Origin of the sequence: Thermoactinomyces sp. CICC 23799 (assembly GCF_016055145.1) — a bacterium.
Lineage (GTDB): Bacteria > Bacillota > Bacilli > Thermoactinomycetales > Thermoactinomycetaceae > Thermoactinomyces > Thermoactinomyces intermedius.
Window position 1 is genome coordinate 224,629 of the sequence record NZ_JAECVV010000002.1, and the last position, 24,148, is coordinate 248,776.

Below are 24,148 nucleotides of genomic sequence, written 5' to 3' on the forward strand. Positions count from 1 at the left end.
TTTTTATCTATGAAACGGGATTTTTAAACCAATGGTTGCTTGGCCGGGGTCCCTGCTTTCCGCGGATAAGCTTTGGGCGTGTGATCCCGTTTTTTCATCCACAACAAACTGCGCGTCCCCATCTCTTCCGGCAAGCGGAACTGCTTCACTTCCAGCGTCGTTTTCCCGAGGGTGTGCAAAGCCTTGCCCGCTTCTTCCATTTCCTCTTTCACATCCGGTCCTTTCATAGCGATGAAATGTCCCCCCACTTTGACAAACGGCAGGCAATATTCCGCCAGGACATTCAACCGGGCGACCGCACGCGCCGTGGCCAGATCAAAATTTTGCCGGTATCCTTTTTTCTTCCCAAACTCTTCGGCCCGTCCATGGATGCATTCCACCCGGGTCAATCCCAATTCCTCCACCACTTCGTTTAAGAAGTTGACCCGTTTTTTCAGCGAATCCAACAAAACCACCCGCAAATGGGGAAAAGCAATCTTTAATGCCAATCCCGGGAATCCGGCACCGGTCCCCACATCGATCACGGACCGGACCCGATTCAACGGAATGACGCGGGCCAAGGTTAATGAGTCATAAAAATGCTTGATGTAGACTTCCTTTTCTTCCGTGATTGCCGTTAAATTCATCACTTTGTTTTTTTCCACCAGGAGCTCATAATACCGGTGGAACTGCCGGAGCTGTTCATGGGACAGATGAATGTCCCATTCCGCTGTCTCTTGTTGCAACCAACTCCCCCAATGCATCCCCTGAAACCTCCTTTAAAAAAGCCTGACAAGATTGTCAGGCTTGATTTTCCGATATGGCATAAGCTTTTCCGCCTTGCTCAATATGCACCATCAAAATGGATATGTCCGCAGGGTTCACCCCGGAAATCCGCGAAGCCTGGCCCAAAGAAACCGGCTGTACTTCTTTTAATTTTTCCCGGGCTTCCGAAGAAATTCCCGAGATTTTATCATAATCCACCCAATCGGGAATCCGTTTTTCTTCCATCCGGCGCATTTTTTCAACTTGCTGGAGCGCTTTTTTGATATAACCTTCATATTTCAATTGGATTTCCACTTGCTCCATGACATCCGCCGGGAGCGGCTCAGGCGGCGGGGACATGCTGGCAATTTCTTTGTATCCCAATTCGGGACGTTTGATTAAGTTCGCCAGTTCCACCGCATTGTTGATCTCCGAGGTTCCCATTTCCTTCAAGATCGCTTGGACTTCAGGCTTCGGCCGGACTTTGGTTTCCCTTAAGCGTTGAATTTCCTTTTGGATCAATTCTTTCTTTTTGACAAACCGCTGATAACGCTCTTCCGGAATCAACCCGATTTCATAGCCCAATTCCGTCAAACGAAGGTCCGCATTGTCATGACGGAGCAACAAGCGGTATTCCGCCCGTGATGTCAACAGACGGTACGGTTCATTGGTCCCTTTGGTGACCAAGTCATCAATCAACACGCCGATGTAAGCTTGCGAACGGTCCAAAATCACGGGTTCTTTGCCTTGCACTTTACGGGCGGCATTGATTCCGGCCATGATACCTTGTGCCGCAGCCTCTTCATAACCGGAAGTTCCGTTCAACTGTCCCGCGGTAAACAAGTTTTTCACCAATTTGGTCTCCAGCGAAGGCCAGAGTTGCGTCGGAACGATGGCATCGTATTCGATGGCATAGCCGGTGCGGAGCATTTCCGCTTTTTCCAGCCCTTTGATGGTGTGGAGCACTTTTAACTGGACATCTTCCGGTAAGCTGGTGGACAGACCTTGGACATACATTTCCTCCGTGTCCCGTCCCTCCGGTTCGATAAAGATCTGGTGCCGCCCTTTGTCGGCGAACCGGACGATCTTGTCTTCAATCGACGGACAATAACGGGGTCCCCGCCCTTCAATCATCCCGGAATACATGGGGGCGCGGTGCAAATTGTCCCGGATGTAACGGTGCGTCTCTTCATTGGTGTACGTCAACCAGCAAGGCAATTGATCAGTGATGTATTCCGTCGTTTCATAGGAAAAAGCCCGTGGTTCCTCATCTCCCGGCTGAATGGTCATTTGACTGGTGTCAATGGATCTTTTGTTCACCCGGGGCGGGGTGCCTGTTTTAAACCGGACCATTTCAAAACCGAGTTCTTTCAAATGATAAGCCAGTTGGATGGAAGGCTGTTGGTTATTCGGGCCGCTTTCATAACTGATATCCCCGATGATGATTTTGCCGCGCAAATAAGTTCCGGTCGTCAAAATCACCGTTTCAGACAGATAGTGCGTTCCGGTCCGGGTGATGACGCCTTTGCACACGCCGTCTTCCACAATCAGCTTTTCCACCATTCCTTGCTGCAAACAGAGATTGGGTGTTGATTCCAGGGTTTTCTTCATCTCTTGCTGATACAGCACTTTGTCGGCTTGCGCCCTTAACGCATAAACGGCCGGTCCTTTCCCCGTATTCAACATCCGCATCTGGATATGGGTTTTGTCAATGTTTCTTCCCATTTCCCCACCCAGCGCATCAATCTCACGCACCACATGGCCTTTGGCCGGTCCTCCGATCGATGGATTACACGGCATGTAAGCAATGGTATCCAGACTCAGGGTCAACAGCAGCGTGGAACAACCCATCCGGGCCGCGGCCAAGGCGGCTTCGCATCCGGCATGACCGGCACCGATCACAATCACGTCAAATTTTTGGGATTGGGATGCATCCCTCATCCTGTTCACCTCTCTTTATTTGCCCAAGCAAAATTGCGAAAAAATCTGGTCGATCAAATCTTCGGAGACGGAGTCCCCAATGACCTCGCCCAACGATTCCCAAGCATTTTTCAAATCAATCTCCACCATATCCAAGGGAACCCCTGAATCGATCCCTTCCACCACGTCTTTCACACTTGCCAAAGCTCTGCGAAGCAAGTGGATATGCCGGGAATTGCTGACATACGTGGCATCGGCAAGTTCCACTTTCCCCAACTCAAACAGCCGGGTGATGGCTTCTTCCAAATCCTCCATTCCCCGATCCTCTTTGACGGAAGCGGAAATAACCGGAACGTCGCCGGCCAAACGCTTCACTTCATCCATATCGATTTGCCGGGGCAGATCCGTTTTGTTCACAATGATGATCGAACTGTGCTCCTTAATCAGCGAAAGCAGTTCCCGGTCCAACGGGGTGAGGGGCTCGGCGTAATTTAACAAAAGCAACACCAAATCCGCCTGTTTCAATGCCTGGCGGGAACGCTCCACCCCGATCCGTTCCACCACATCCTCGGTCTCGCGGATTCCGGCCGTATCCAACAGTTTGAGGGGAATCCCCCGCACATTGACAAATTCCTCAATCACATCCCGTGTGGTTCCCGGGATGTCGGTCACAATGGCCTTGTTTTCATGGGTCAATGCATTCATCAGCGATGACTTGCCGACATTGGGACGCCCCACGATTGCCGTTTTGATTCCCTCCCGGTAAATTTTCCCCTGGCGGGCGGTTTGAAGTAACCTTTCAATTTCACCGGAAATGTAAACACAGCGCTCACGCAAAAATCCGGCCGTCATCTCTTCGGCATCATACTCCGGATAATCCACATTGACCGCAAGATGGGCCAGGGTTTCCAGGATTTCGCTTCTCAAGCGTTGAATCATCCGGGAAAGTTTTCCGTCATGTTGGGACAGAGCCACTTTTGCGGCCCGGTCCGTTTTGGCGCGGATCAAATCCATGACGGCTTCGGCCTGGGACAAATCAATCCGGCCATTTAAAAAAGCCCGTTTGGTAAACTCGCCAGGCTCCGCCAATCTTGCCCCGTGATCCAACAGGATTTCCAACGTCTTTTGAACGGGAATCATCCCGCCATGACAACTGATTTCAACCACATCTTCCCGGGTGAATGTGCGTGGTGCGCGCATCACGGTCACCAGCACCTCATCGACCCGCTCTCCCGCTTCCGGATCCACGATATATCCGTAATGGACGGTATGCGAAGGCACCTTGTCCAGAGATTTTTTTCCTTGATATATCTGATCTGCAATCGAAATGGCATCGGGTCCGCTGACACGGATCACCGCAATGCCTCCTTCCCCCACGGGGGTGGAAATCGCTGCAATGGTATCGGTCTCCATTTTTTCACACTCCAACATGATTCCTAATATTTAATCTTAGCATAATCCGATTCATTCAATCAAAAAAATCGCCGAAACAAAAAACCCCCCTGAACGGGGAGTTTACGGGCTCCGTCTGCTATGGATCTTTTCTCAAAGCAATCACCACAGAGCGCCGGGGTTCTTTTCCGACACTGTATGTGATCAAATCTTTTTCCCGCTGTACAAAGCGATGGATCATTTTCCGTTCGCTTGCGGGCATCGGATGCAAGGTCACCTCTTTGTTCGTTGCACGGACTTTTTCCATCATTTTCGCCGCCAGGTGCTTTAACGACTCCTCCCGGCGACGGCGGTAATCGCCCGCATCCACCGTCACGCGAATGCCGTTGTTGTATTTCCGCCAGACAACGGTTTGCACCAATGTTTGAATCGCATTTAACGTCTGGCCGTGTTTTCCGATCAGAAGAGACAAGTCCTCTCCTTTCAACACAAAGGAAATCTCCACCGGCTCTTCTTTCATTTCGACTTGGCACGGCCAACCGATCCGCTCCACGATCCCCTTCAAAAACTGACAGGCGTATTCCCCGGGAGTTTCCTTCCGGATGACGGTGACTTCCACGATGGCATCCCGTCTCCCGAATAGACCGAGGAACCCTTTTTTGGGTGGTTGGATCACTTCATACCCGATCTCATCGGGTGACACCTGTAACGCTTCACATGCTTTTTCAATCGCCAATTCAACGGACCGGGCCCGCTCTATCCGTTTGCTCAACGAGTTGCACCCTTTACTTCTTTTTTATTGAGTTTCTGCAAAATGAGCGATTGGGCAATGGTGAAGATGTTCCCGTATACCCAGTACAAAGAAAGCGCAGACGGGAACTGATAGGCCAGGAAAAAGATCATGACCGGCATAATCCAAACCATCACTTTCATTTGCGGATTGCTTTGCGCTCCGGTGACGATAAACTGCAAGTACGTGGTAAACGCCGCAATCAAAGGCAGGATGAAGTAAGGATCCGGACTTCCCAATTGCAGGTACAGGAAACTGGATTCTTTAATATGCTCATTCCCCATGATCGCCTGGTAAAAAGCGAACAATACGGGAATCTGGATCAATAAAGGCAAACATCCGGCCATCGGATTGATGTTGTGCTTTTGGAACAGCTTCATGGTTTCTTCTTGCATTTTTTGCGGATTTTTTTCGTATTTTTTGCGGATCTTCATCATTTCCGGCTGAATTTCCTGCATCCGCTGGGTGCTTTGTTGCTGTTTCCAGGTAAGCGGAAAAACAATCAGACGGACCAAAAAGGTCAGCACAAGAATCGACAATCCGTAATTTCCCAAAACATCTTTAAAGATGTCCAGCAATTTGACCATCGGGATAACCAAGATCTGTTGAAAAAAGCTGGGATGATTGTAATCGATCTTGTACCGGTTTTGATCGGGGGCACACCCCGAAAGGATGGTGACAGCCATAATCATCAGCAAGAGTACAGCAATCCCGCGCCTCCGTTTTTGCAAGGAAAACTCCTCCTCATCTTCTCTTCAGTCTCTGAATCCATTTGTTTGCGGTTTCTTTTTTTTCTGGCACATCATCAAATCCGCCCGGATGAAAAGGATGGCATTTCAACAGACGGATCAATGTATACCATCCCCCGACAATAAATCCGTGTCTCCGAAAGGCAATCAAAGCGTATTCCGAGCAGGTGGGAACGAAGCGGCAGACAGGGGGCTTAAGCGGTGAGATGACATAGCGATAAAATTGAATCAGACCGATGGCAATCCACTTCATTCCACTCCCCCTCCCTTATTCCGAAGGCTTCGAAACAAAACATTTCCCTTTGCGAAACACGTGAAACAGGCTGGATTTCACCTGTTTGTAATCCATTTGGGCAACGGGGTTTCGGGCGATGATGACGTAATCGGTTCCGGGTTTCAAATGGGAAACCCAATGCCTCGCCACCTCTTTGATTAAACGTTTACACCGGTTGCGTATCACGGCATTCCCGACCTTTTTGCTCACGGAGATGCCGATACGCGGCGGTCCGGAAGGAGAACGGCCATATTGGATCACGACGAATTGCCGGTTGGCAAAAGATTGACCGGCCTGAAAAACCCTCCGAAAATCTTTTCTCTTCTTCAGACGGTATTCCCGCTGCAATGAAAATCTCCTTCCTCGCTAAAATCCCCGTTTTTTTACTTCACATTATAAAACAAAAAGAAGCAGATTAAACACTTTCAACGTGAATTAAATAGGAAAAAAGGCCACAAAACACGTGGCCGGCATTTATTAAGCAGATAATACTTTTCTTCCTTTTCTTCTGCGTCTTGCAAGAACACGACGTCCGTTTTTCGTGCTCATGCGTGCACGGAAACCGTGCTTGTTTTTACGTCTGCGGTTACTTGGTTGAAATGTGCGTTTCATTTTCACTCACCTGGTTCCCATCACTCAGCCACGGCAAGTATGCCGGCTGAGGACCGCGTTCCAGGATACCTCCCTTCTTCAATCAAGTCCGTGAATAACCGATGGACAATCTCTATCATTATAGACAGCATCGGCAATCACTGTCAAGAATCCGGCTGCATCCCTTCCTGTTTATCCACATGTGGATAATTTTTTCTTAATCCACCCGTTATCCCAAAATTATCCACGATTTATCCACAAATCCCCGGCTGTGGATAACAAGGTTTTTTCCGCTTTGTGAATTGTGGATAACTCACGATTTTTCATTGTAAATATTGGTATATTTTGATATTCTATTCTTGTTTTCCTGTGGATAAATATGTTGCGGATCAGTGAATATCCACAATTGTGGATAAGTCGGGAGATCAATTAACCACAACCTGTGGAAAAAAGTATCCACAGGCTGTGGATAATGTGAATAAATGCAACAGACTTTGATGTATCGCCGCTTTCAACTGTGGATAAGTCATGTTCAATTTTTTGTCAGGAAGGAGGTTCTTTGGGTGATTCACATCCAAGAATTATGGTCCCAAACGTTGGATTCCATCCAAAACAAAATCAGCAAGCCCAGTTTTGAAACCTGGCTCAAGGCGACCGAAGCCATCGACATGGAAAATGACATCCTGATTGTCTGCGCCCCCAATGATTTTGCCCGGGACTGGCTGGAATCGCGCTATGCCGATTTGGTGCGGGACACCTTGAAGGAAGTAACCGGCGGCTCAAAAATCGGCGTCAAATTTGTCAGCCAAACCCAGGAAAAAAGCCATCATGAATCGGCAAATGAACCGCAACAACCCGCGGCGGAAAACGGGGAAGACGAAAAGGACCCCGGCTCCCAACTGAATCCGAGGTACACTTTTGACACGTTTGTCATCGGTTCCGGGAACCGGTTTGCCCACGCGGCTTCCCTGGCGGTGGCCGAAGCGCCGGCCAAAGCTTACAACCCTTTGTTCATCTACGGCGGCGTCGGCCTTGGAAAAACACACTTGATGCATGCCATCGGTCATTATGTACTGAAACATGATCCGTCCAGCCGGGTGGTGTACATCTCATCCGAAAAATTCACCAATGAATTCATCAATTCGATCCGGGACAACAAAACGATCCAGTTCCGGAACAAATACCGTTCCGTGGATATCCTGTTGATCGACGACATTCAGTTTTTGGCGGGTAAAGAACAGACCCAAGAAGAGTTTTTCCACACCTTCAACGCATTGCATGACGCCAACAAACAAATCATCATTTCCAGCGACCGGCCGCCCAAGGAAATTCCCACACTGGAAGACCGTTTGCGCTCGCGCTTTGAATGGGGGCTGATCACTGATGTGCAACCGCCGGATTTGGAAACGCGGATCGCGATCTTGCGAAAGAAAGCAATAGCTGATAATTTAGATGTTCCAAGTGAAGTCCTTGCATTTATCGCGGATCGTGTGGATACAAACATTCGCGAGCTGGAAGGTGCGTTGATCCGGGTTGTGGCTTATTCGGCCCTGTTAAACCAACCCATCACTCCCGATCTTGCACTGGAGGCACTGAAGGATATCATGCCCGATTCAAAGCCAAGAATGCTCAGCATTCATATTATTCAACAGACGGTCTGTGATTATTACCGGCTCCGCATAGAGGATTTAAAAAGTAAAAAGCGAACCAAGTCGGTGGCATTTCCGAGACAGATTGCCATGTACCTGTGCCGGGAAATGACGGAGTTCTCTTTGCCGAAAATCGGGGAAGATTTCGGAGGGCGCGATCATACGACCGTGATTCATGCACACGAAAAAATCAGCCGCATGATCGAAGAAGACCCGCAAGTCAAAGAAGTGATCAAACAGTTGAAACAACAACTCCAACGCAAAGCTTAAAAGCGGTGCCTGTGGAAACTGTGGATAAGGTGTACAAGCTTATGCACACTTTCTCCACAGCCGGCAATCCGCTTTATACCTGGACCAAACGAGGTTTTCCACATTATCCACAACTCCTACTACTAGTGCTACTGCAATTTTAAAAAATATATATATGTACAAGCGTCCTGTTTTATGCATGCCTGTCATGATTTTTCCCAAAACAATTTTTGGTTTTATCACCAACAAGGAGGATCGATATGAAGTTCCGTGTCATCAAATCAGCTTTGGTTGATGCTGTTTCTCAAGTATCCAAAGCGGTTTCTTCCAAAACAACCATCCCCATTCTCACCGGGATTAAAATTGCTGTGGATGAAGATGGGCTCACTCTGACCGGAAGCAATTCGGACATTACCATTCAGGTGCATGTTCCCGTCAAAAAAGAGGACTTGGATCAGGTGTTCGTGGAAAAAATAGGTAGTATCGTACTCCCCGGACGCATCTTTGGCGAGCTTGTCCGCAAATTGCCCGGCGATGAAGTGGAATGGATCACCAATGATCAATTCCAAACCACCATCCGATCGGATATGGCGGAATTTCAACTGAACGGATTGGATCCGGTGGAATATCCGCGCTTGCCGTATTTATCCACAGACCAGATGTTCAGTATTTCCGCCGATGCACTCAAGTCCCTGATCCGGCAGACCGGATTTGCCGTGGCCGCCAAAGAAGCAAGGGGCGTATTGACCGGAGTTTTGTTTCAACTGGAAAACGGGGTGTTGACCTGCATCGCCACGGACAGCCACCGTTTGTCCAAACAACAGGCTCAAGTGGAAGCTTCCCCGGAAGTGACACTGAAAAATGTGATCGTCCCGGGCAAAAGTTTGTCGGAACTGGCCAAGACCCTGGGGGATTATTCCGGATATGTGGATATCCTGATTGCGGAAAATCAAATTCTGGTAAAAACCGATGAATTCTCGTTTTATTCCCGTTTGCTGGATGGGACCTATCCTGACACCAACCGGGTGATTCCCGAACGCGGTGAGACGGAACTGGTTTCCTCCACCAAGGAATTGTTACAATCCGTTGATCGTGCATCCCTGATCAGTCGGGATGGCCGGGATAATGTGATAAAATGGACTATAAAAGACGGAAAAGTGGAAGTTCACTCCACCGCCCAAGATATTGGAAGTGTGTCTGAAGAAGTGAATGCCAAGGTGAACGGGCCGGAAATGAGCATCTCTTTTAATGCGCGTTACATGATGGAAGCTCTCCGCTCCATTGATAGCGATGAAATCCGAATTCAATTCACAGGCGCGATGACACCGTTTATGATCCAACCGACGGACCGGGATGATTCGCTCCATCTGATCGTGCCGGTTCGCACCCGTTAGAATAAATCGGCACGGATGACGCCCGAAAAGGAGGACTGGGATTGGAATCCATCAAGATTGACACACCGTACATCACATTGGGACAACTCTTAAAACGCCTGGATGTGATCGACAGCGGCGGACAAGCCAAATACTTTTTGCAAGAGGAAACGGTAAAAGTCAACGGCGAAGTGGAAACGAGACGGGGAAGAAAAATTTATCCCCAAGATCAAGTGGATATCTCCGGGTTCGGGTCTGTGATCGTGTCGGGCCGGTAAGGGAGGATCTTCGTTTTGCGTGTCCAAACCCTGGAATTGAAACAGTACCGAAACATTGAGAAACTTCATCTGCATTGTCCGGAGGAGCTTCATTTTTTTGTCGGCCCCAATGCCCAAGGAAAAACCAACATCCTCGAATCCCTTTATGTCCTTGCGCTTGGCAAATCACACCGCACACGGACTCATAAAGAACTGATCCGTTTTGGCCAAAAGGCATCCTTTCTCAAGTGCAGAGTAAAAAAAGGAAATGAGATCCAGCGTCTGGAAATCAGTTTATCGGACAAAGGAAAAAAAGTGAGTCGGAACGGGGTGGAACAAAGGAAGTTGAGTCAGTATATCGGCTCGCTTCCTGCTGTCCTCTTTGCGCCGGAGGATCTGGCGCTGGTCAAAGGAAGCCCGCAGGTTCGACGCCGTTTTTTAGATATGGAGATTGGCCAGGTGAGTCCTCAATATGTGCATGATTTGTCGCAATTAAACAAATTGCTCGTGCAGAGAAACAGCTTGTTGAAACAACTTTACCGGCAAAAGCAGGAGGACTCCCCTTTATTGGAGGTATTGGATGAACAATTTGCCGCTTTGTCCGTCCGTTTATGGAAAAAAAGAAAACAATTTTTGAAATCCCTCACCCGATGGGCGTGTGAAATTCATCAGGCCATTACGCAACAGCCGGATGAGCTGGTGATCAAGTACCGCCCTTCTTTTCCTTTGCCTGAATCATCCGGGCCGGATGAATGGGCGGGGATTTTGCGGTCGGAACTGAAAAAAAACCGCCGAAAAGAAGTGATGCGGGGAAGTACCGTCATCGGGCCGCAACGGGATGACATCCGGTTGTTTCTGGGGGAGATGGATCTTCATCATTACGGTTCCCAGGGACAGCAACGAACCGCCGCCTTGTCGCTCAAGCTGGCGGAAATCGAATTGATTCATCAGGAAATCGGTTATTATCCCATATTATTATTGGATGATGTGTTGTCCGAATTGGATGACATGCGTAAAACGCATTTATTGAAGGCCATTTCCGGACGTGTCCAAACCTTTGTGACCACCACCGGTTTGGACGGGATCCATCCGGATATCTTGTCCGGAGCCAAAATCTATCAGGTGAAGCAAGGACATATTACGGAATCGGGGTGAATGAAGTGTTTATCCACTTGGGTGGAAGCCGGATGATTTGCATTCGCGAAGTGATCGCCATACTGGACGCAAATGTTGCGAAGAATGCAACGCCACCGTTTTTGAACGCTTGCCATCAGAAAAAGAAAATTGAACATTTGTCTCCTGACGAAATCAAATCGTATGTGATCACCACACATCACATCTATGCATCGCCCATTTCTTCAACCACATTGAAAAAACGGGCCGATTTGACTCAAAAGATATAGAACCGAGTTTATCAGTTATGGAAGAAGGAAGCAGGTGACCGAGAGTGTCCATTCAACAAACAAATTATGATGAAACACAAATTCAGGTGTTAGAAGGTCTGGAAGCCGTCCGAAAGCGGCCGGGGATGTATATTGGTTCCACTTCCAGCCGCGGTCTCCATCATTTGGTGTGGGAAGTGGTGGACAACAGCATCGACGAAGCACTGGCCGGCCGTTGCGATACCATTCAGGTGATTGTCAATGAAGACAACAGTGTGACCGTGATTGACAACGGAGGCGGGATTCCTGTCGGGATCCACCCAAAAATGGGCCGTCCGGCGGTGGAGGTTGTGATGACGGTCCTTCATGCCGGGGGTAAATTCGGCGGAGACGGATACAAATTTTCAGGCGGTTTGCACGGCGTGGGGGTTTCCGTTGTCAACGCGTTGTCCACGTGGTTGTCGGTCGAAGTGAAGCGGGACGGGAAGATTTATCATCAACGTTATCAACGAGGGGTTCCGGAAGCGGATTTGGAAGTGATCGGGGAAACAGAGGAAACAGGGACCATAATCACCTTTAAACCGGATCCCGAAATCTTCACGGAAACCACTGAGTTTGATTTCAACATTTTGCAAAACCGCCTGCGCGAACTCGCTTTCTTAAACGGCGGCGTAAAAATTATTTTGAAAGATTTGCGCGGCGAAGAAGAAAAAGAAGTGGTTTTCCAGTTTGAAGGCGGAATCCGGTCGTTTGTGGAGCATTTGAACCGGAATCGCGAAGTGTTGAATCAACCGCCGGTATACATTCAGGGGGAACGGGATTCCATCCTGATTGAAATCGCTTTGCAATACAACGATTCTTTTACATCCAACATTTATTCTTATGCCAATAACATTCACACACACGAAGGCGGCACGCATGAAGCCGGCTTTAAATCGGCTCTGACGCGCGTGATCAATGATTATGCCCGCCGGAACAACCTTTTGAAGGATAATGACAGCAATCTGACCGGGGATGACGTACGGGAAGGCTTGACCGCCATTATCAGCGTGAAAATTATGGATCCTCAGTTTGAAGGGCAAACCAAAACCAAACTGGGGAACAGTGAAGCCCGTTCCGCAACCGAGCAGCTCTTTGCCGATCATTTCCAAACCTATTTGGACGAACATCCCGCGGAAGCGAAAAAAATCATCAACAAAGCAGTGATGGCGTCCCGTGCCCGCCAAGCCGCCCGCAAAGCCCGGGAATTGACGCGGCGCAAAAACGCGTTGGAGGTCAGTGCATTGCCCGGGAAATTGGCGGATTGCACCTCCCGCAGCGCTCAGGACAGCGAGCTTTTCATTGTGGAGGGGGATTCTGCCGGCGGTACGGCAAAACAAGGTCGGGATCGGATGTTCCAAGCCATTTTGCCGTTGAAAGGAAAAATCATCAATGTGGAAAAAGCGCGACTGGACCGGGCGCTTTCCAATGATGAGATTCGCACCATCATTACGGCATTGGGGACCGGAATCGGTGATGATTTCAATATTGAAAAGGCCCGTTATCACAAAATCATCATCATGACGGATGCCGACGTCGACGGTGCCCACATCCGGACTTTGCTGCTCACCTTCTTTTACCGGTACATGCGTCCGTTGATTGAACATGGATATGTGTATATTGCCCAACCGCCTCTGTATAAAATCACGCAAGGCAAAAAGATCCGGTATGCGTTCAATGACAAGATGAAAGATGAAATCGTGGCCGAACTCGAAGGCAAAGGGAAAATCGAGATCCAACGGTACAAAGGGTTGGGGGAAATGAACGCCACCCAGCTGTGGGAAACCACCATGGATCCGGAAAGCCGCACATTGCTCCGGGTTTCTTTGCAAGATGCCATGGATGCCGATGAAGTGTTTGAGATGTTGATGGGTGACCGCGTAGCACCGCGTCGGGAATTTATCAAGGAGTATGCACAGCAGGCGAACCTTGATATTTAGGCGAGTGTAGAACGGAGAGATGAACAATGGAAGAAATGAACCGTATCCAAGAAGTCAATATCAGTAAGGAAATGAAAACCTCTTTCCTGGACTATGCGATGAGCGTGATCGTGAGCCGGGCGTTGCCGGATGTCCGCGATGGGTTAAAACCGGTTCACCGGCGGATTTTGTACACCTTTTACGAGTTGGGGATGACGCCGGATAAGCCGTACAAAAAATCTTCCCGTCTCGTCGGAAACGTGACGGCAAATTATCACCCGCACGGGGATGCAGCCGTGTACGATTCCATGGTGCGGATGGCACAAGACTTTACTTACCGTTATCCGCTTGTCGACGGACACGGGAACTTCGGATCCGTGGACGGGGACCCGCCGGCGGCCATGCGTTATACCGAAGCGAGGATGGCTGCCATCAATCTGGAAATGCTTCGCGACATCCAAAAAGACACCATCGATTTCACGCCGAACTACGACGGGCAACAAGAGGAACCGGTGGTGCTGCCTTCCCGTTTTCCGAATCTCCTTGTCAACGGGGCTTCGGGGATTGCGGTCGGGATGGCAACCAACATCCCCCCGCATAATTTGAAAGAAGTGATCGACGGCATCCTGTTGTTGCTGGAAAATCAGGATGTGTCCGTTGAGGAATTGCTCAAAGTGATCAAAGGGCCGGATTTCCCCACCGGCGGCATCATTTTGGGATATGACGGAATCCGCAAAGCGTACCGCACCGGTCGCGGAAGCATTCAAATCCGGGCGAAAACGCGGATTGAAGAAGCCCGAAACGGAAAAATGCGGATTGTGGTGGACGAACTTCCGTTCCAGGTCAATAAAGCGAAACTGATCGAAAAAATCGCCGAACTGGTACGGGATAAAAAGATCGACGGAATCACCGATTTAAGGGATGAATCCGACCGCAACGGGATGCGTGTGGTGATTGAGCTCCGCAAAGATGTGAATCCGCAGGTGGTTTTGAACAACCTGTACAAATACACCAACTTGCAAACCAGTTTTGGTATCAACATGCTGGCTTTGGTCGACGGCCAACCGCGCGTGTTAAATTTGAAGCAGATGATCCAACATTACGCGGACCATCAAATCGAAGTGATTCGTCGCCGGACCCAATATGATTTGAACAAAGCGGAAGACCGGGCACACATTTTGGAAGGGCTCCGGATTGCTCTGGATCACATTGACGAAGTGATTGATTTGATCCGCTCCTCAAAAACCACGCAGGAAGCGAGAACCGGCCTGATGGAACGGTTCGGCCTGTCCGAAAAACAAGCCCAGGCCATCCTCGACATGCGGCTGCACCGTTTAACCGGTTTGGAACGGGAAAAAATCGAGAGTGAATATAAAGAACTGCAAAAGTTGATCTCCAAATTGCGTGCCATTCTTGCCGACGAGAACAAAATCCGGGGAGTGTTGCGCAAGGAAATCACCGAAATCAAAGAGAAATACGGCGACGAACGCCGGACCATGATCAAAATTGAAGAAGACAACATCGACATTGAGGATCTGATCCCGGAAGATGAAGTCTCCATCATGATGACGCAAAGAGGGTATATCAAGCGGGTGCCGCTTTCCACCTACCGCGCGCAAAAACGGGGCGGAAAAGGCATCACGGGAATGGGAACCCGTGACGACGATCTGGTTCAGCACATGTTTGTCACCCATTCACACAGCACGCTGCTTTTCTTTTCCAACAAAGGAAAGGTTTATCGCCTGAAAGCTTATGAAGTTCCGGAACTGGGACGGACGGCGAAAGGCACCCCGGTGATCAATTTGATTCAAATTGATCAAGGGGAACGGATCGAAGCCGTCATTCCGGTCAAAGAATTTACCCCGAACCAATTCCTCTTCTTTGTCACAGCAGAAGGAGTGGTGAAGAAAACCGCATTAAGCGAGTTTGAAAACATCCGCCGCAACGGATTGTTCGCCATCAATTTGCGTGACGGGGACGATCTGGTGGGCGTGCGCCTGACCGACGGGGATCAGGAAGTGATCATGGGAACACGGCACGGCATGTCCATCCGTTTCCATGAATCCGACGTCCGTGAAATGGGACGTTCTGCCACCGGGGTAAAAGGAATCACCTTGGGCGAAGGAGACCGCATCATTGACATGGATATCGTGGTTCCGGACAGCTACGTCATGATCGTGACCGAAAACGGCTACGGAAAACGGACGCCGATTGATGAATACCGGATTCAATCGCGTGGGGGCAAAGGGATTAAAACGTTAAGCCTGACGGAGAAAAAAGGCGAAGTGGTTGCGCACAAAGTGGTGTCGGAAGATGAGGATCTCATGATTGCCACGCAATCGGGCGTCGTGATCCGGATCAAAGTTGCGGATATTTCCATCATGGGCCGGTATGCCCAAGGCGTTCGTCTGATTCGGGTGGATGAAGACGAAGTTTCCGCGGTGGCCCGGGTGCCGGCTGAGGAAGAAAACGATGAAAAAGAAGAGAAAGAACCGGATGCTTAATCCGGCCAATCCCAAAGCGGGGCCATAAAGCGGGGGAACCCGTAAAGAATCAGATCGGTCAGATGGATTAACATCAGCTGTTCCTGATGAACGGACGCCAGCATGATTTCTTCCCACAAGGGAGGATCATACCGGCACAGCATACTCATGGAAAAACAAAGCATCATCAGGGATATGACCCGCGGGAGCGGATGAGGGCGATGATTACCGGTATACAGGTAATGGTCGCCCTTTTTGTTTTTTTTGATCCAAGGATGAAGCCGGTGTGGCGGGCCGGAGGCAAAACAGTTCAGGTAAAGCGCTCCTTGCTCTTGATGGTGCAATGAAAACCGGATTTCCCCGCTTTGTGCGTTTAATTTTTCCACAAAGGATGAAGGAGCAAGGTGGCATTGATCCAGAATTTTTTCAGGGACGATCAGAAGGGAGGACGCAGGAATCCAATCCACGGGAAACCAAGTGCACTCACCGAAGATCGCCCGGTACGTCGGCTGTAATTCAGGTAAAAAGCCGAGCAATTCCTTGACACGGTAGGAATCCCCGGCAGAGACCGGAAGCTCCATCAACTCAGCCAGATACGGAAACAGCCCCTCTTTTTGGATCCGGATTTCATCCTGCGAAAAGCGAAAGGGTTCCTTTTTCCGTTTGCGGGTGGACAACCCGTGCCGCAACACGGCCGTGCTCTTGGGATAATCGGGATCTTTGGTTAAAATCCAGGCTTTAAAAAAATCCATCATCCCATAGTACAGCAAAAGGGGTTGCATCCATTGGTCACATGCCCCGGCTGTTTGAAACAGGGAGCAAGCTTGACGAATGTAAGCGACAAACGATTGGACATTTTTGTAGGCCAGCACCCCCGGCTCCTTGAAAGAAGCATCCTCATATTTTTGCTGCAGAAATTTGCGCGCCCATTCTTCATTTTTAAGTTTTAAAAAAAGATTGGGTTCATGGAAGCCATCACGGGCAGAAGGGTCTGAGCAAAACGGCACACCCGTCACCTCGATTTTTCTTTCTTTTTTTTCTATTGTTTGACAAAATAAAAAGGGCTATGACAAGAAAGAAAAACGGGAGAGAGGCAGCATCCATGAAAAGAAAGGTTTTATGCCTTTGTCTGTTGTCGGCTTTTGTATTTGGACTGTTGCCGCCTCCGGGTTCCGGAAAGACAACGGTTCCGAAAAAATATGATCTGGTGTTGATTCACGGATTTAACAACCGCCATCAATGGGGTTATGAATTTTTAAACCGTTTGGCCCGGAGTTGGGGATCGGGGAATGTTTATGTGGTGTATTCCAATTCGTCCATGAAAGTCTGGTCAATGCCGGTGCAAGGAAAACGGGTGATCATGATGGGGGCGAAAAACCATCAGGCCGGGAATGATTCCATTGAGGAGCAGGCCCGGGTGATTTCCCGGAAAATTTCGATTCTCCAAAAACAATACGGACTGGGGAAAAACTACTACATTTTGGCTCACAGCATGGGAGGACTGGTTGCCCGGCGTTTGGTTTACATGCGTCCCGGGGAAGTGGTGGACCTGGTGACGCTCGGGACTCCGCATCAAGGGACACCACTTGCGAAAGAATATGAATGGCTGGGGATGTTTGTTAACGGGCAGGAAGGGATCAAAGATGTGACGCCGGAAGCAGTGGCCCGGTTTAACCGGCGCTTTCCGGTGGAAAAAAGTCCCTTTTTTCAAGATGGAAAACTGTATACGATTGCCGGGGATGCAGATGGTTGGGGCGACCGGGGATGGAAAGGGGAATTGGCCGTCGGTTGGACCTTGCTGACCCTGAAATATCATACGGACAGCGACGGGGTTGTGGAAGAAGGAAAAGCCACGCTTCCCGGCGCTTATCATGTGAAAACTTTTTGGCATTTAAACCATTTGGAGTTGATCCAAAGCCCGCTGGTTGCCGAATTTGTGTCCAAGCTGTTGCCTTGAACGCATTTATCCACAAGACTTTGTTAGTTATCCACAGGCTTTTGTGGATAATCTATGGATAAATGCAATACAGCCATGACTGGATCTTGAAAAATCTTGACAGTTATGCAGGAGACTGTTAAACTGCTTTAAAATTATTAGGCCAAAAGGGGAAAACGTCTATGTGGGAACAGAAATTCGCCAAAGAAGGATTAACTTTTGATGATGTACTATTATTGCCGGCAAAATCAGAGGTATTGCCTCGTCAAGTCAATGTGGGAACCAAGCTGGCGGAAGGAATTGAATTGAATATTCCGTTGATAAGCGCGGGAATGGACACCGTCACCGAATCCAAATTGGCGATTGCCATTGCCCGGCAAGGCGGAATCGGAATCATCCATAAAAACATGAAAGTGGAAGAACAAGCCGAGGAAGTTGACCGCGTCAAACGTTCCGAGAGCGGAGTGATCACCAATCCGTTTTATCTGACACCCCAACACAAAGTCCACGACGCGGAAGAATTGATGGCCAAATACCGGATTTCCGGTGTGCCGATTGTGGATGAAAACCGGAAACTGGTTGGCATTATCACCAACCGTGACCTTCGCTTTGTACGGGATTATGCCATGCCGATTCAAGAAGTGATGACCACCGAACCGCTGATCACGGCACCGGTCGGGACCACGCTCGAACAAGCGGAAGAAATCCTGCAAAAGCATAAAATCGAAAAATTGCCGCTGGTGGATGAAAACGGGATTTTAAAAGGGCTCATCACCATCAAAGACATTGAAAAGGCGACACAATTTCCCGATGCGGCCAAAGATAAACAAGGACGTCTTTTGGTCGGGGCGGCTGTCGGGGTGTCCAAAGATATGGAACGCCGGGTTCAAGCCCTGATCGATGCCGAAGTCGACTTGATTGTTGTGGATACGGCCCACGGCCACTCCAAAGGGGTTTTGGATGCCATTCACACGCTCCGCCGGAAGCATCCGGATCTGGTCATTGTCGCCGGAAATGTCGCAACTGGTGAAGCTACCCGTGATCTTATCGAGGCAGGCGCCAATATCGTGAAAGTCGGAATCGGGCCGGGATCCATCTGCACGACCCGTGTGGTTGCCGGTATCGGCGTTCCGCAAATCACGGCGATTTATGATTGCGCGACCGTGGCCCGCCAATACGGTGTGCCAATCATTGCCGACGGAGGAATCCGTTATTCCGGCGATATCGTCAAAGCTTTGGCGGCGGGTGCGGATGCAGTCATGTTGGGAAGCCTGTTTGCCGGAACAGAAGAATCTCCCGGGGAATCAGAAATTTACCAAGGACGCCGGTTCAAGGTGTACCGGGGAATGGGATCCATCGGCGCCATGCAACAGGGAAGCAAAGACCGTTACTTCCAGGAAGATGCGCAAAAACTCGTTCCGGAAGGTATCGAAGGACGGGTTCCGTACAAAGGACCTCTGGCCGACACCGTGTATCAATTGATCGGAGGCATCCGTGCCGGAATGGGTTACTGCGGTGCGGCCACATTGAAAGAACTGAAGGAAAACAGCCGGTTTATCCGGATCACCAATGCCTCTTTGCGCGAAAGCCATCCGCATGATGTCCAAATCACCAAAGAAGCGCCCAATTATCATTTATAATCCATCCGTTTAAATACAAGCTGTTGATCGTTGGTCCGGTCAACAGCTTTTCTTCGTGATGCGAAATTTTTCTTTTCTTGTCCATTTCTTTTTTTATTGCAATTTTGTAAAATGATTCTCATCCTTTTCATTCTTTCCGAATGTTTTGGTAGGGGACATTTAAAACAGAGACAGAGAAGTAAGGAATGAGCGATGATGAATCATTTTCACAGAAAAAAAGTTTGGTTGTTTTTCAGTGCGTTTGCCTTCTTCATATGGCTGTTTCCTGTTCCGGTGCAGGCTGAACAGGGAAAGCTGCCTCCGGTGGAGGCGCGTTCTTATTATTTGATGGATTTTTATTCCGGGGTGGTTTTGGCCGCGAAAGATGAAGAGACGCCTTATCCCCCGGCCAGCATGACCAAAATGATGACGGCCTTGGTGGTTTTGGACGACATTCAGGCCGGAAAATTGCGTTGGGATGACGTGGTGACGGTCAGCAAACGGGCTGCAGATGTGGAAGAAGCACAAATTTATTTAACCGAAGGCGAAAAGATCACGGTCAAGGAGCTTTTTGAAGCCATGTTGATTTATTCCGCCAACGATGCAACCGTGGCCCTGGCGGAACATGTGGGCGGAAGCGAAGAAGGATTTGTCAACCGGATGAATGAAAAAGCAAAAGAAATCGGGATGAACCACACCCATTTTCAAGGAGCCTCCGGTTTGGATCTGCATCTGTATCCCGATCCGCCCAAGGTGCCCGGGAAACATGTGATGTCGGCCCGGGACACGGCAATTTTGGCTTCGACGTTGATCCAAAGACACCCGGAAGTGCTAAACGTCACGGCGACGACAAAATATAAGGTCCGGCCCGGTACCAACCGGGAACAAACAGTGACGAACTGGAACCTGATGCTTCCCGGTTTTGTGTATGCCTATCCGGGAGTGGACGGATTGAAGACCGGACATACCAATGCCGCCGGCTATTGTTTCACGGGAACCGCGCAACGGGACGGATACCGCTTGGTTTCGGTCGTGATGGGGACGGCGAATGATCAAAGGCGTTTTTCCGAAACGAAAAAACTGTTGGATTATGGATTTGACCAATTTGCATTCACCACTTTGGTTCCGGAACACGGAAAAGTAAAAGGACAAGAATCATTGGCTTTGCCCAACGGTGTGGAACGGACCGTCCCGGTGGAAGTGGAAAAAGCCGTGTCGCTGCCGGTTCAAAAAGGAGAACAAGGAAAATATTCCGTAAAAGTCGAGTTTGATTCCAATGTGAAAGCCCCTCTGGAGAAAGGCACCATTGTCGGAAAAGCATATGTGTTTTATGATGGAAAGAAAATGGAAGGCTTCAAACCAATCAATGTGGTCACCTCTCAATCCGTGGAAGAAGGGAGCTGGATTCGCCTCTTTTTTCGGTCGGTGGGGGATGAAATTTCAAGTTGGTTTGATTGATTATTTTTCAAATGCTTCCATTCAATTATAATAAAAGAGGGAGGAAAAAGGGGATTTACTCTCTCGCAAAATGAAACCACCCTTTCATGACGATCACAGTTGAAGACATCCACAAGATCACAGAGGAGGCGGCAAGATGAGTCAAACACGGAAAACAGGAACGGACCGGGTAAAACGCGGGATGGCAGAAATGCAAAAAGGCGGCGTCATCATGGACGTGGTGAACGCCGAGCAGGCAAAAATTGCTGAACAAGCCGGTGCGGTGGCGGTAATGGCGTTGGAGCGCGTGCCGTCGGATATCCGTGCGGCAGGCGGCGTTGCCCGCATGGCTGATCCGCGTGTGGTGGAAGAAGTGATGAACGCTGTTTCCATTCCGGTAATGGCCAAAGCACGGATCGGCCATTTTGTCGAAGCGCGTGTATTGGAATCCATGGGGGTTGATTATATTGATGAGAGTGAAGTGTTGACCCCGGCGGATGATTTGTTCCATATCGACAAATCCCAATTCACCGTTCCTTTTGTATGCGGTGCCCGTGATTTGGGAGAAGCGTTGCGTCGCATCGGGGAAGGGGCATCCATGATCCGGACCAAAGGGGAACCCGGTACCGGAAATATCGTGGAAGCGGTTCGCCATATGCGGAAAATGCAGGCGCAAATCCGCCAGGTGCAAAACATGTCCCGTGATGAATTGATGGCCGAGGCGAAAAAACTGGGGGCTCCGTATGAACTGCTCCTGCAAGTGCATGAGACCGGAAGATTGCCGGTGGTCAACTTTGCGGCAGGTGGCGTCGCAACCCCGGCAGATGCCGCATTGATGATGCACTTGGGATCCGACGGTGTGTTTGTGGGCTCCGGTATTTTCAAATCGGAAAACCCCGAAAAATATGCTCGCGCGATTGTGGAAGCGACCACCCATTATGAAGATTTTGCATTGATTGCAGAAGTATCCAAAGATCTGGGTTCGGCGATGACCGGGATTGAAATTTCCAAACTGAGTGCGGAAGAACGGATGCAAGAGCGCGGTTGGTGACATAAGGAGGACAGATCCGATGAAAATAGGAGTATTGGCATTACAAGGTGCAGTCCGTGAACATATCCGCCTGCTGCAACAAACCGGGGCAACGGCCGTGGCGGTCAAAAGGGCGGAAGAGTTGTCGGATCTGGACGGTCTCGTGATTCCGGGCGGGGAATCCACAACGATTGGCAAATTAGTGAAAAAATATGAATTGACCGAACCGATTCTTGCGCTTCATCGTGCCGGGAAACCCATTTTCGGAACCTGTGCAGGAATGATCCTGATTGCAAAAAATATCGGGCCGGAAGAAGAACCCCATTTGGGCATCATGGATATCACGGTGAAGCGGAATGGTTTTGGACGCCAGCGGGAAAGCTTTGAAGCGGAGCTGGCGGTGAAAAACATTGCCGATGATTACCCGGCGGTCTTTATTCGTGCTCCTTATATTGAAAAGGTGGAACCGGGAGTCGAAGTCCTCGCCGAAGTGGACGGAAAGATCGTCGCTGCCAAGCAAGGGAATTTGCTCGCGATGTCTTTCCATCCGGAATTGACCGAAGATCCGCGGGTTCACGCTTATTTTGCAGAGATGGTTCGTGAATCGATGGCAGAAAAAGCCGTGTAACGAAAAACGTTCATTTTGGACGGAATCCTCCCCGTTTTGGGGAGGTTTTTTTGGTTTGATGGTTACAAAGGGTGTACAATCGGATATAATAAAAGGTAAAATTTGAAATGGCAGGCCGCGAGGAAAAGGCGAGTAACTGATTGTTTTGCCATCCAGAGAGGCGGTGGAAGGTGCGAACCGCCCAAAATGATCAGTGAATCCACCTTGGAGCGAGGCACGAAGCGAACCGGGTTCGCGTAAGTGTTTTCGGTGAACGAACCGTTATCTCGTCAGAGCGGGCCGTGGATGCGTCCACGGTCAAGAAGGGTGGCAACGCGGAACCTTCCGTCCCTTGTATGAGGGGGGAAGGTTTATTATTTTATAGGAGGTGTGTGTGAGTGCTGGATATGAAAATCCTTCGCAATCAAATGGAGGATGTGAAGAAAAAATTATCGACACGGAATGATGAATTGGAAGGACTCCGCGCCTTCACGGAATTGGATCAGCGTCGGCGCGAATTGATTCAGCAAAGTGAGCAAATGAAAAACAAACGGAACGTGGTATCCAAAGAAATCTCCCAAAAGAAAAAGAACAATGAGGATGCAGAAGATAAAATCAAGGAAATGCGCCAGGTGGGAGAGGAAATCAAACGGTTGGATGAAGAATTGCGCCGTTATGAAGAAGAAATGAATCAAATCCTGTTCAAACTTCCTAACATTCCTCATGAAAGCGTTCCCGTCGGGAAGTCGGAAGAAGAAAACGTAGTGGTTCGCACATGGGGAGAAGTTCCCGCTCCTTCTTTCGGGCAAAAGCCGCACTGGGAACTGGCGGAAGAATTAGATTTGCTTGATTTTGAACGTGCTGCCAAAGTAACGGGTTCCCGGTTTGTCTTTTACAAAGGGCTTGGAGCGCGTCTGGAGCGGGCGTTGATCGATTTCATGCTGGATCTGCACACCAGGGAGCATGGATATACGGAAATCATTCCGCCTTATATCGTAAACCGCCGCACCATGACCGGAACAGGGCAATTGCCCAAATTTGAGAACGATGCCTTTAAGCTGGCGGAGAATACGGATTATTTTTTGATTCCCACATCTGAGGTGCCGGTCATTAACTATCATGCCGGCGAGATTTTGTCTATGGAAGATTTGCCCAAATATTACACGGCTTACAGCAGTTGCTTCCGTTCGGAAGCGGGATCGGCCGGACGGGATACCCGCGGTTTGATCCGTCTCCATCAATTTAACAAAGTGGAATTGCTGAAATTGGTTCATCCGGAATCATCCTATGAAGAGCTGGAAAAAATGGTGGAGAATGCCGAAAAGGTCTTGCAATTGTTGGAACTCCCCTATCGGGTGGTCGCGTTGTGCACGGGGGATCTCGGGTTTTCTGCCGCCAAAACCTATGATCTGGAGGTATGGATGCCCAGCAATCAAAGCTACCGGGAAATCTCTTCCTGCAGCAATTGTGAAGATTTCCAAGCGCGCCGCGCACAAATCCGTTTCCGTCCCGGTCCCAAAAGCAAACCGGAGTATGTCCATACGCTCAATGGTTCGGGTTTGGCCGTGGGGCGGACCGTTGCCGCCATTTTGGAAAATCACCAGCAACCGGATGGAACGGTCCGGATTCCCGAAGCGTTGCGTCCTTACATGGGCGGAATCGACAAGATCGGATAACATAAATCCCTGCAACATTTGCAGGGATTTAT

Annotated in this window: 22 protein-coding genes and 1 other annotated feature; of the genes, 13 read left to right on the forward strand and 9 right to left on the reverse strand. The window is 49.4% G+C overall.

The genetic code is table 11. The features are described 5' to 3' along the window. Window positions 1-23: 23 nt before the first annotated feature. From rsmG to rpmH, 8 genes are all read right to left on the reverse strand, one after another. Complete coding sequence (rsmG, locus tag I8U21_RS03545) at window positions 24-743, reverse strand: 16S rRNA (guanine(527)-N(7))-methyltransferase RsmG (RefSeq protein ID WP_181732968.1); 720 nt, start codon at window positions 741-743, stop codon at window positions 24-26. Window positions 744-780: 37 nt separating this feature from the next. Then, window positions 781-2,685, reverse strand: a complete 1,905-nt coding sequence (gene mnmG, locus I8U21_RS03550) for a tRNA uridine-5-carboxymethylaminomethyl(34) synthesis enzyme MnmG (RefSeq protein ID WP_181732969.1) — start codon at window positions 2,683-2,685, stop codon at window positions 781-783. 15 nt (window positions 2,686-2,700) lie between these two features. Then, window positions 2,701-4,077 (reverse strand): tRNA uridine-5-carboxymethylaminomethyl(34) synthesis GTPase MnmE, encoded by a 1,377-nt coding sequence (gene mnmE, locus I8U21_RS03555; RefSeq protein ID WP_181732970.1) that lies wholly within the window; start codon window positions 4,075-4,077, stop codon window positions 2,701-2,703. 118 nt (window positions 4,078-4,195) lie between these two features. Next, entirely contained in the window at window positions 4,196-4,828 is a 633-nt protein-coding gene (jag, locus tag I8U21_RS03560) for an RNA-binding cell elongation regulator Jag/EloR (RefSeq protein WP_198053286.1), read from the reverse strand. Further along, entirely contained in the window at window positions 4,825-5,577 is a 753-nt protein-coding gene (locus I8U21_RS03565) for a YidC/Oxa1 family membrane protein insertase (RefSeq protein WP_309544784.1), read from the reverse strand. The genes jag and I8U21_RS03565 overlap by 4 nt, the downstream gene beginning before the upstream one ends. A gap of 13 nt (window positions 5,578-5,590) precedes the next feature. Further along, a complete protein-coding gene (yidD, locus tag I8U21_RS03570; protein ID WP_181732972.1) occupies window positions 5,591-5,848 on the reverse strand; it encodes a membrane protein insertion efficiency factor YidD in 258 nt (85 codons plus the stop codon). A 15-nt stretch (window positions 5,849-5,863) separates the two neighbouring features. Continuing rightward, the gene (rnpA, locus tag I8U21_RS03575; protein WP_037998238.1) at window positions 5,864-6,217 is read right to left on the reverse strand and encodes a ribonuclease P protein component; all 354 of its coding nucleotides are present in this window, start codon (window positions 6,215-6,217) and stop codon (window positions 5,864-5,866) included. Between the two features lie 129 nt (window positions 6,218-6,346). After that, window positions 6,347-6,481: a 50S ribosomal protein L34 gene (gene rpmH, locus I8U21_RS03580; protein ID WP_082240799.1), complete on the reverse strand. Its 135-nt coding sequence runs from the start codon at window positions 6,479-6,481 to the stop codon at window positions 6,347-6,349. Window positions 6,482-7,023: 542 nt separating this feature from the next. Between rpmH and dnaA the strand changes: the two genes are divergently transcribed. From dnaA to gyrA, 7 genes are all read left to right on the forward strand, one after another. After that, window positions 7,024-8,379: a chromosomal replication initiator protein DnaA gene (gene dnaA / locus I8U21_RS03585; RefSeq protein ID WP_198053287.1), complete on the forward strand. Its 1,356-nt coding sequence runs from the start codon at window positions 7,024-7,026 to the stop codon at window positions 8,377-8,379. Window positions 8,380-8,618: 239 nt separating this feature from the next. Beyond that, a complete protein-coding gene (dnaN, locus tag I8U21_RS03590; protein ID WP_198053288.1) occupies window positions 8,619-9,752 on the forward strand; it encodes a DNA polymerase III subunit beta in 1,134 nt (377 codons plus the stop codon). A gap of 41 nt (window positions 9,753-9,793) precedes the next feature. Continuing rightward, window positions 9,794-10,009 carry a S4 domain-containing protein YaaA gene (yaaA, locus tag I8U21_RS03595; RefSeq protein ID WP_198053289.1) on the forward strand — a complete coding sequence of 72 codons (216 nt, stop codon included), beginning with the start codon at window positions 9,794-9,796 and terminating at the stop codon, window positions 10,007-10,009. A 15-nt stretch (window positions 10,010-10,024) separates the two neighbouring features. Next, a complete protein-coding gene (gene recF, locus I8U21_RS03600) occupies window positions 10,025-11,143 on the forward strand; it encodes a DNA replication/repair protein RecF (protein WP_198053290.1) in 1,119 nt (372 codons plus the stop codon). Window positions 11,144-11,148: 5 nt separating this feature from the next. Then, entirely contained in the window at window positions 11,149-11,391 is a 243-nt protein-coding gene (gene remB, locus I8U21_RS03605; protein ID WP_309544785.1) for an extracellular matrix regulator RemB, read from the forward strand. A gap of 44 nt (window positions 11,392-11,435) precedes the next feature. Then, window positions 11,436-13,349: a DNA topoisomerase (ATP-hydrolyzing) subunit B gene (gene gyrB, locus I8U21_RS03610; RefSeq protein WP_198053291.1), complete on the forward strand. Its 1,914-nt coding sequence runs from the start codon at window positions 11,436-11,438 to the stop codon at window positions 13,347-13,349. A gap of 26 nt (window positions 13,350-13,375) precedes the next feature. Then, complete coding sequence (gene gyrA, locus I8U21_RS03615; RefSeq protein ID WP_198053292.1) at window positions 13,376-15,832, forward strand: DNA gyrase subunit A; 2,457 nt, start codon at window positions 13,376-13,378, stop codon at window positions 15,830-15,832. Here gyrA and I8U21_RS03620 read toward each other — a convergent pair. Next, window positions 15,829-16,827: a YaaC family protein gene (locus tag I8U21_RS03620; RefSeq protein WP_309544786.1), complete on the reverse strand. Its 999-nt coding sequence runs from the start codon at window positions 16,825-16,827 to the stop codon at window positions 15,829-15,831. The two genes, gyrA and I8U21_RS03620, sit on opposite strands and share 4 nt — an antisense overlap. 86 nt (window positions 16,828-16,913) lie before the next feature. On the opposite strand from I8U21_RS03620, the gene I8U21_RS03625 reads away from it, so the two are divergent. The 6 genes from I8U21_RS03625 (at window position 16,914) to serS (ending at window position 24,116) form a co-directional block, all read left to right on the forward strand. Then, a complete protein-coding gene (locus tag I8U21_RS03625; RefSeq protein ID WP_198053293.1) occupies window positions 16,914-17,768 on the forward strand; it encodes an alpha/beta fold hydrolase in 855 nt (284 codons plus the stop codon). A 161-nt stretch (window positions 17,769-17,929) separates the two neighbouring features. Further along, a complete protein-coding gene (guaB, locus tag I8U21_RS03630; RefSeq protein WP_181732982.1) occupies window positions 17,930-19,387 on the forward strand; it encodes an IMP dehydrogenase in 1,458 nt (485 codons plus the stop codon). A 195-nt stretch (window positions 19,388-19,582) separates the two neighbouring features. After that, a complete protein-coding gene (locus I8U21_RS03635; protein ID WP_181732983.1) occupies window positions 19,583-20,824 on the forward strand; it encodes a D-alanyl-D-alanine carboxypeptidase family protein in 1,242 nt (413 codons plus the stop codon). A gap of 136 nt (window positions 20,825-20,960) precedes the next feature. After that, entirely contained in the window at window positions 20,961-21,854 is an 894-nt protein-coding gene (gene pdxS / locus I8U21_RS03640; protein ID WP_181732984.1) for a pyridoxal 5'-phosphate synthase lyase subunit PdxS, read from the forward strand. 19 nt (window positions 21,855-21,873) lie between these two features. Further along, on the forward strand, window positions 21,874-22,461 hold the full coding sequence (gene pdxT / locus I8U21_RS03645; protein WP_181732985.1) for a pyridoxal 5'-phosphate synthase glutaminase subunit PdxT: 588 nt from the start codon (window positions 21,874-21,876) through the stop codon (window positions 22,459-22,461). A gap of 111 nt (window positions 22,462-22,572) precedes the next feature. Beyond that, window positions 22,573-22,796, forward strand: a binding site (T-box leader). A 42-nt stretch (window positions 22,797-22,838) separates the two neighbouring features. Further along, window positions 22,839-24,116 carry a serine--tRNA ligase gene (gene serS / locus I8U21_RS03650; RefSeq protein ID WP_198053294.1) on the forward strand — a complete coding sequence of 426 codons (1,278 nt, stop codon included), beginning with the start codon at window positions 22,839-22,841 and terminating at the stop codon, window positions 24,114-24,116. Window positions 24,117-24,148 lie beyond the last annotated feature (32 nt).

Bases quoted from the DNA above. Each gene is read 5' to 3' on its own strand.
- gyrA (WP_198053292.1), top strand. From the start codon at position 13,376: ATGGAAGAAATGAACCGTATCCAAGAAGTCAATATCAGTAAGGAAATG.
- mnmE (WP_181732970.1), bottom strand. From the start codon at position 4,077: ATGGAGACCGATACCATTGCAGCGATTTCCACCCCCGTGGGGGAAGGA.
- rpmH (WP_082240799.1), bottom strand. From the start codon at position 6,481: ATGAAACGCACATTTCAACCAAGTAACCGCAGACGTAAAAACAAGCAC.
- yidD (WP_181732972.1), bottom strand. From the start codon at position 5,848: ATGAAGTGGATTGCCATCGGTCTGATTCAATTTTATCGCTATGTCATC.
- guaB (WP_181732982.1), top strand. From the start codon at position 17,930: ATGTGGGAACAGAAATTCGCCAAAGAAGGATTAACTTTTGATGATGTA.
- rsmG (WP_181732968.1), bottom strand. From the start codon at position 743: ATGCATTGGGGGAGTTGGTTGCAACAAGAGACAGCGGAATGGGACATT.
- mnmG (WP_181732969.1), bottom strand. From the start codon at position 2,685: ATGAGGGATGCATCCCAATCCCAAAAATTTGACGTGATTGTGATCGGT.
- I8U21_RS03625 (WP_198053293.1), top strand. From the start codon at position 16,914: ATGAAAAGAAAGGTTTTATGCCTTTGTCTGTTGTCGGCTTTTGTATTT.
- pdxS (WP_181732984.1), top strand. From the start codon at position 20,961: ATGAGTCAAACACGGAAAACAGGAACGGACCGGGTAAAACGCGGGATG.
- dnaN (WP_198053288.1), top strand. From the start codon at position 8,619: ATGAAGTTCCGTGTCATCAAATCAGCTTTGGTTGATGCTGTTTCTCAA.
- pdxT (WP_181732985.1), top strand. From the start codon at position 21,874: ATGAAAATAGGAGTATTGGCATTACAAGGTGCAGTCCGTGAACATATC.
- I8U21_RS03635 (WP_181732983.1), top strand. From the start codon at position 19,583: ATGAATCATTTTCACAGAAAAAAAGTTTGGTTGTTTTTCAGTGCGTTT.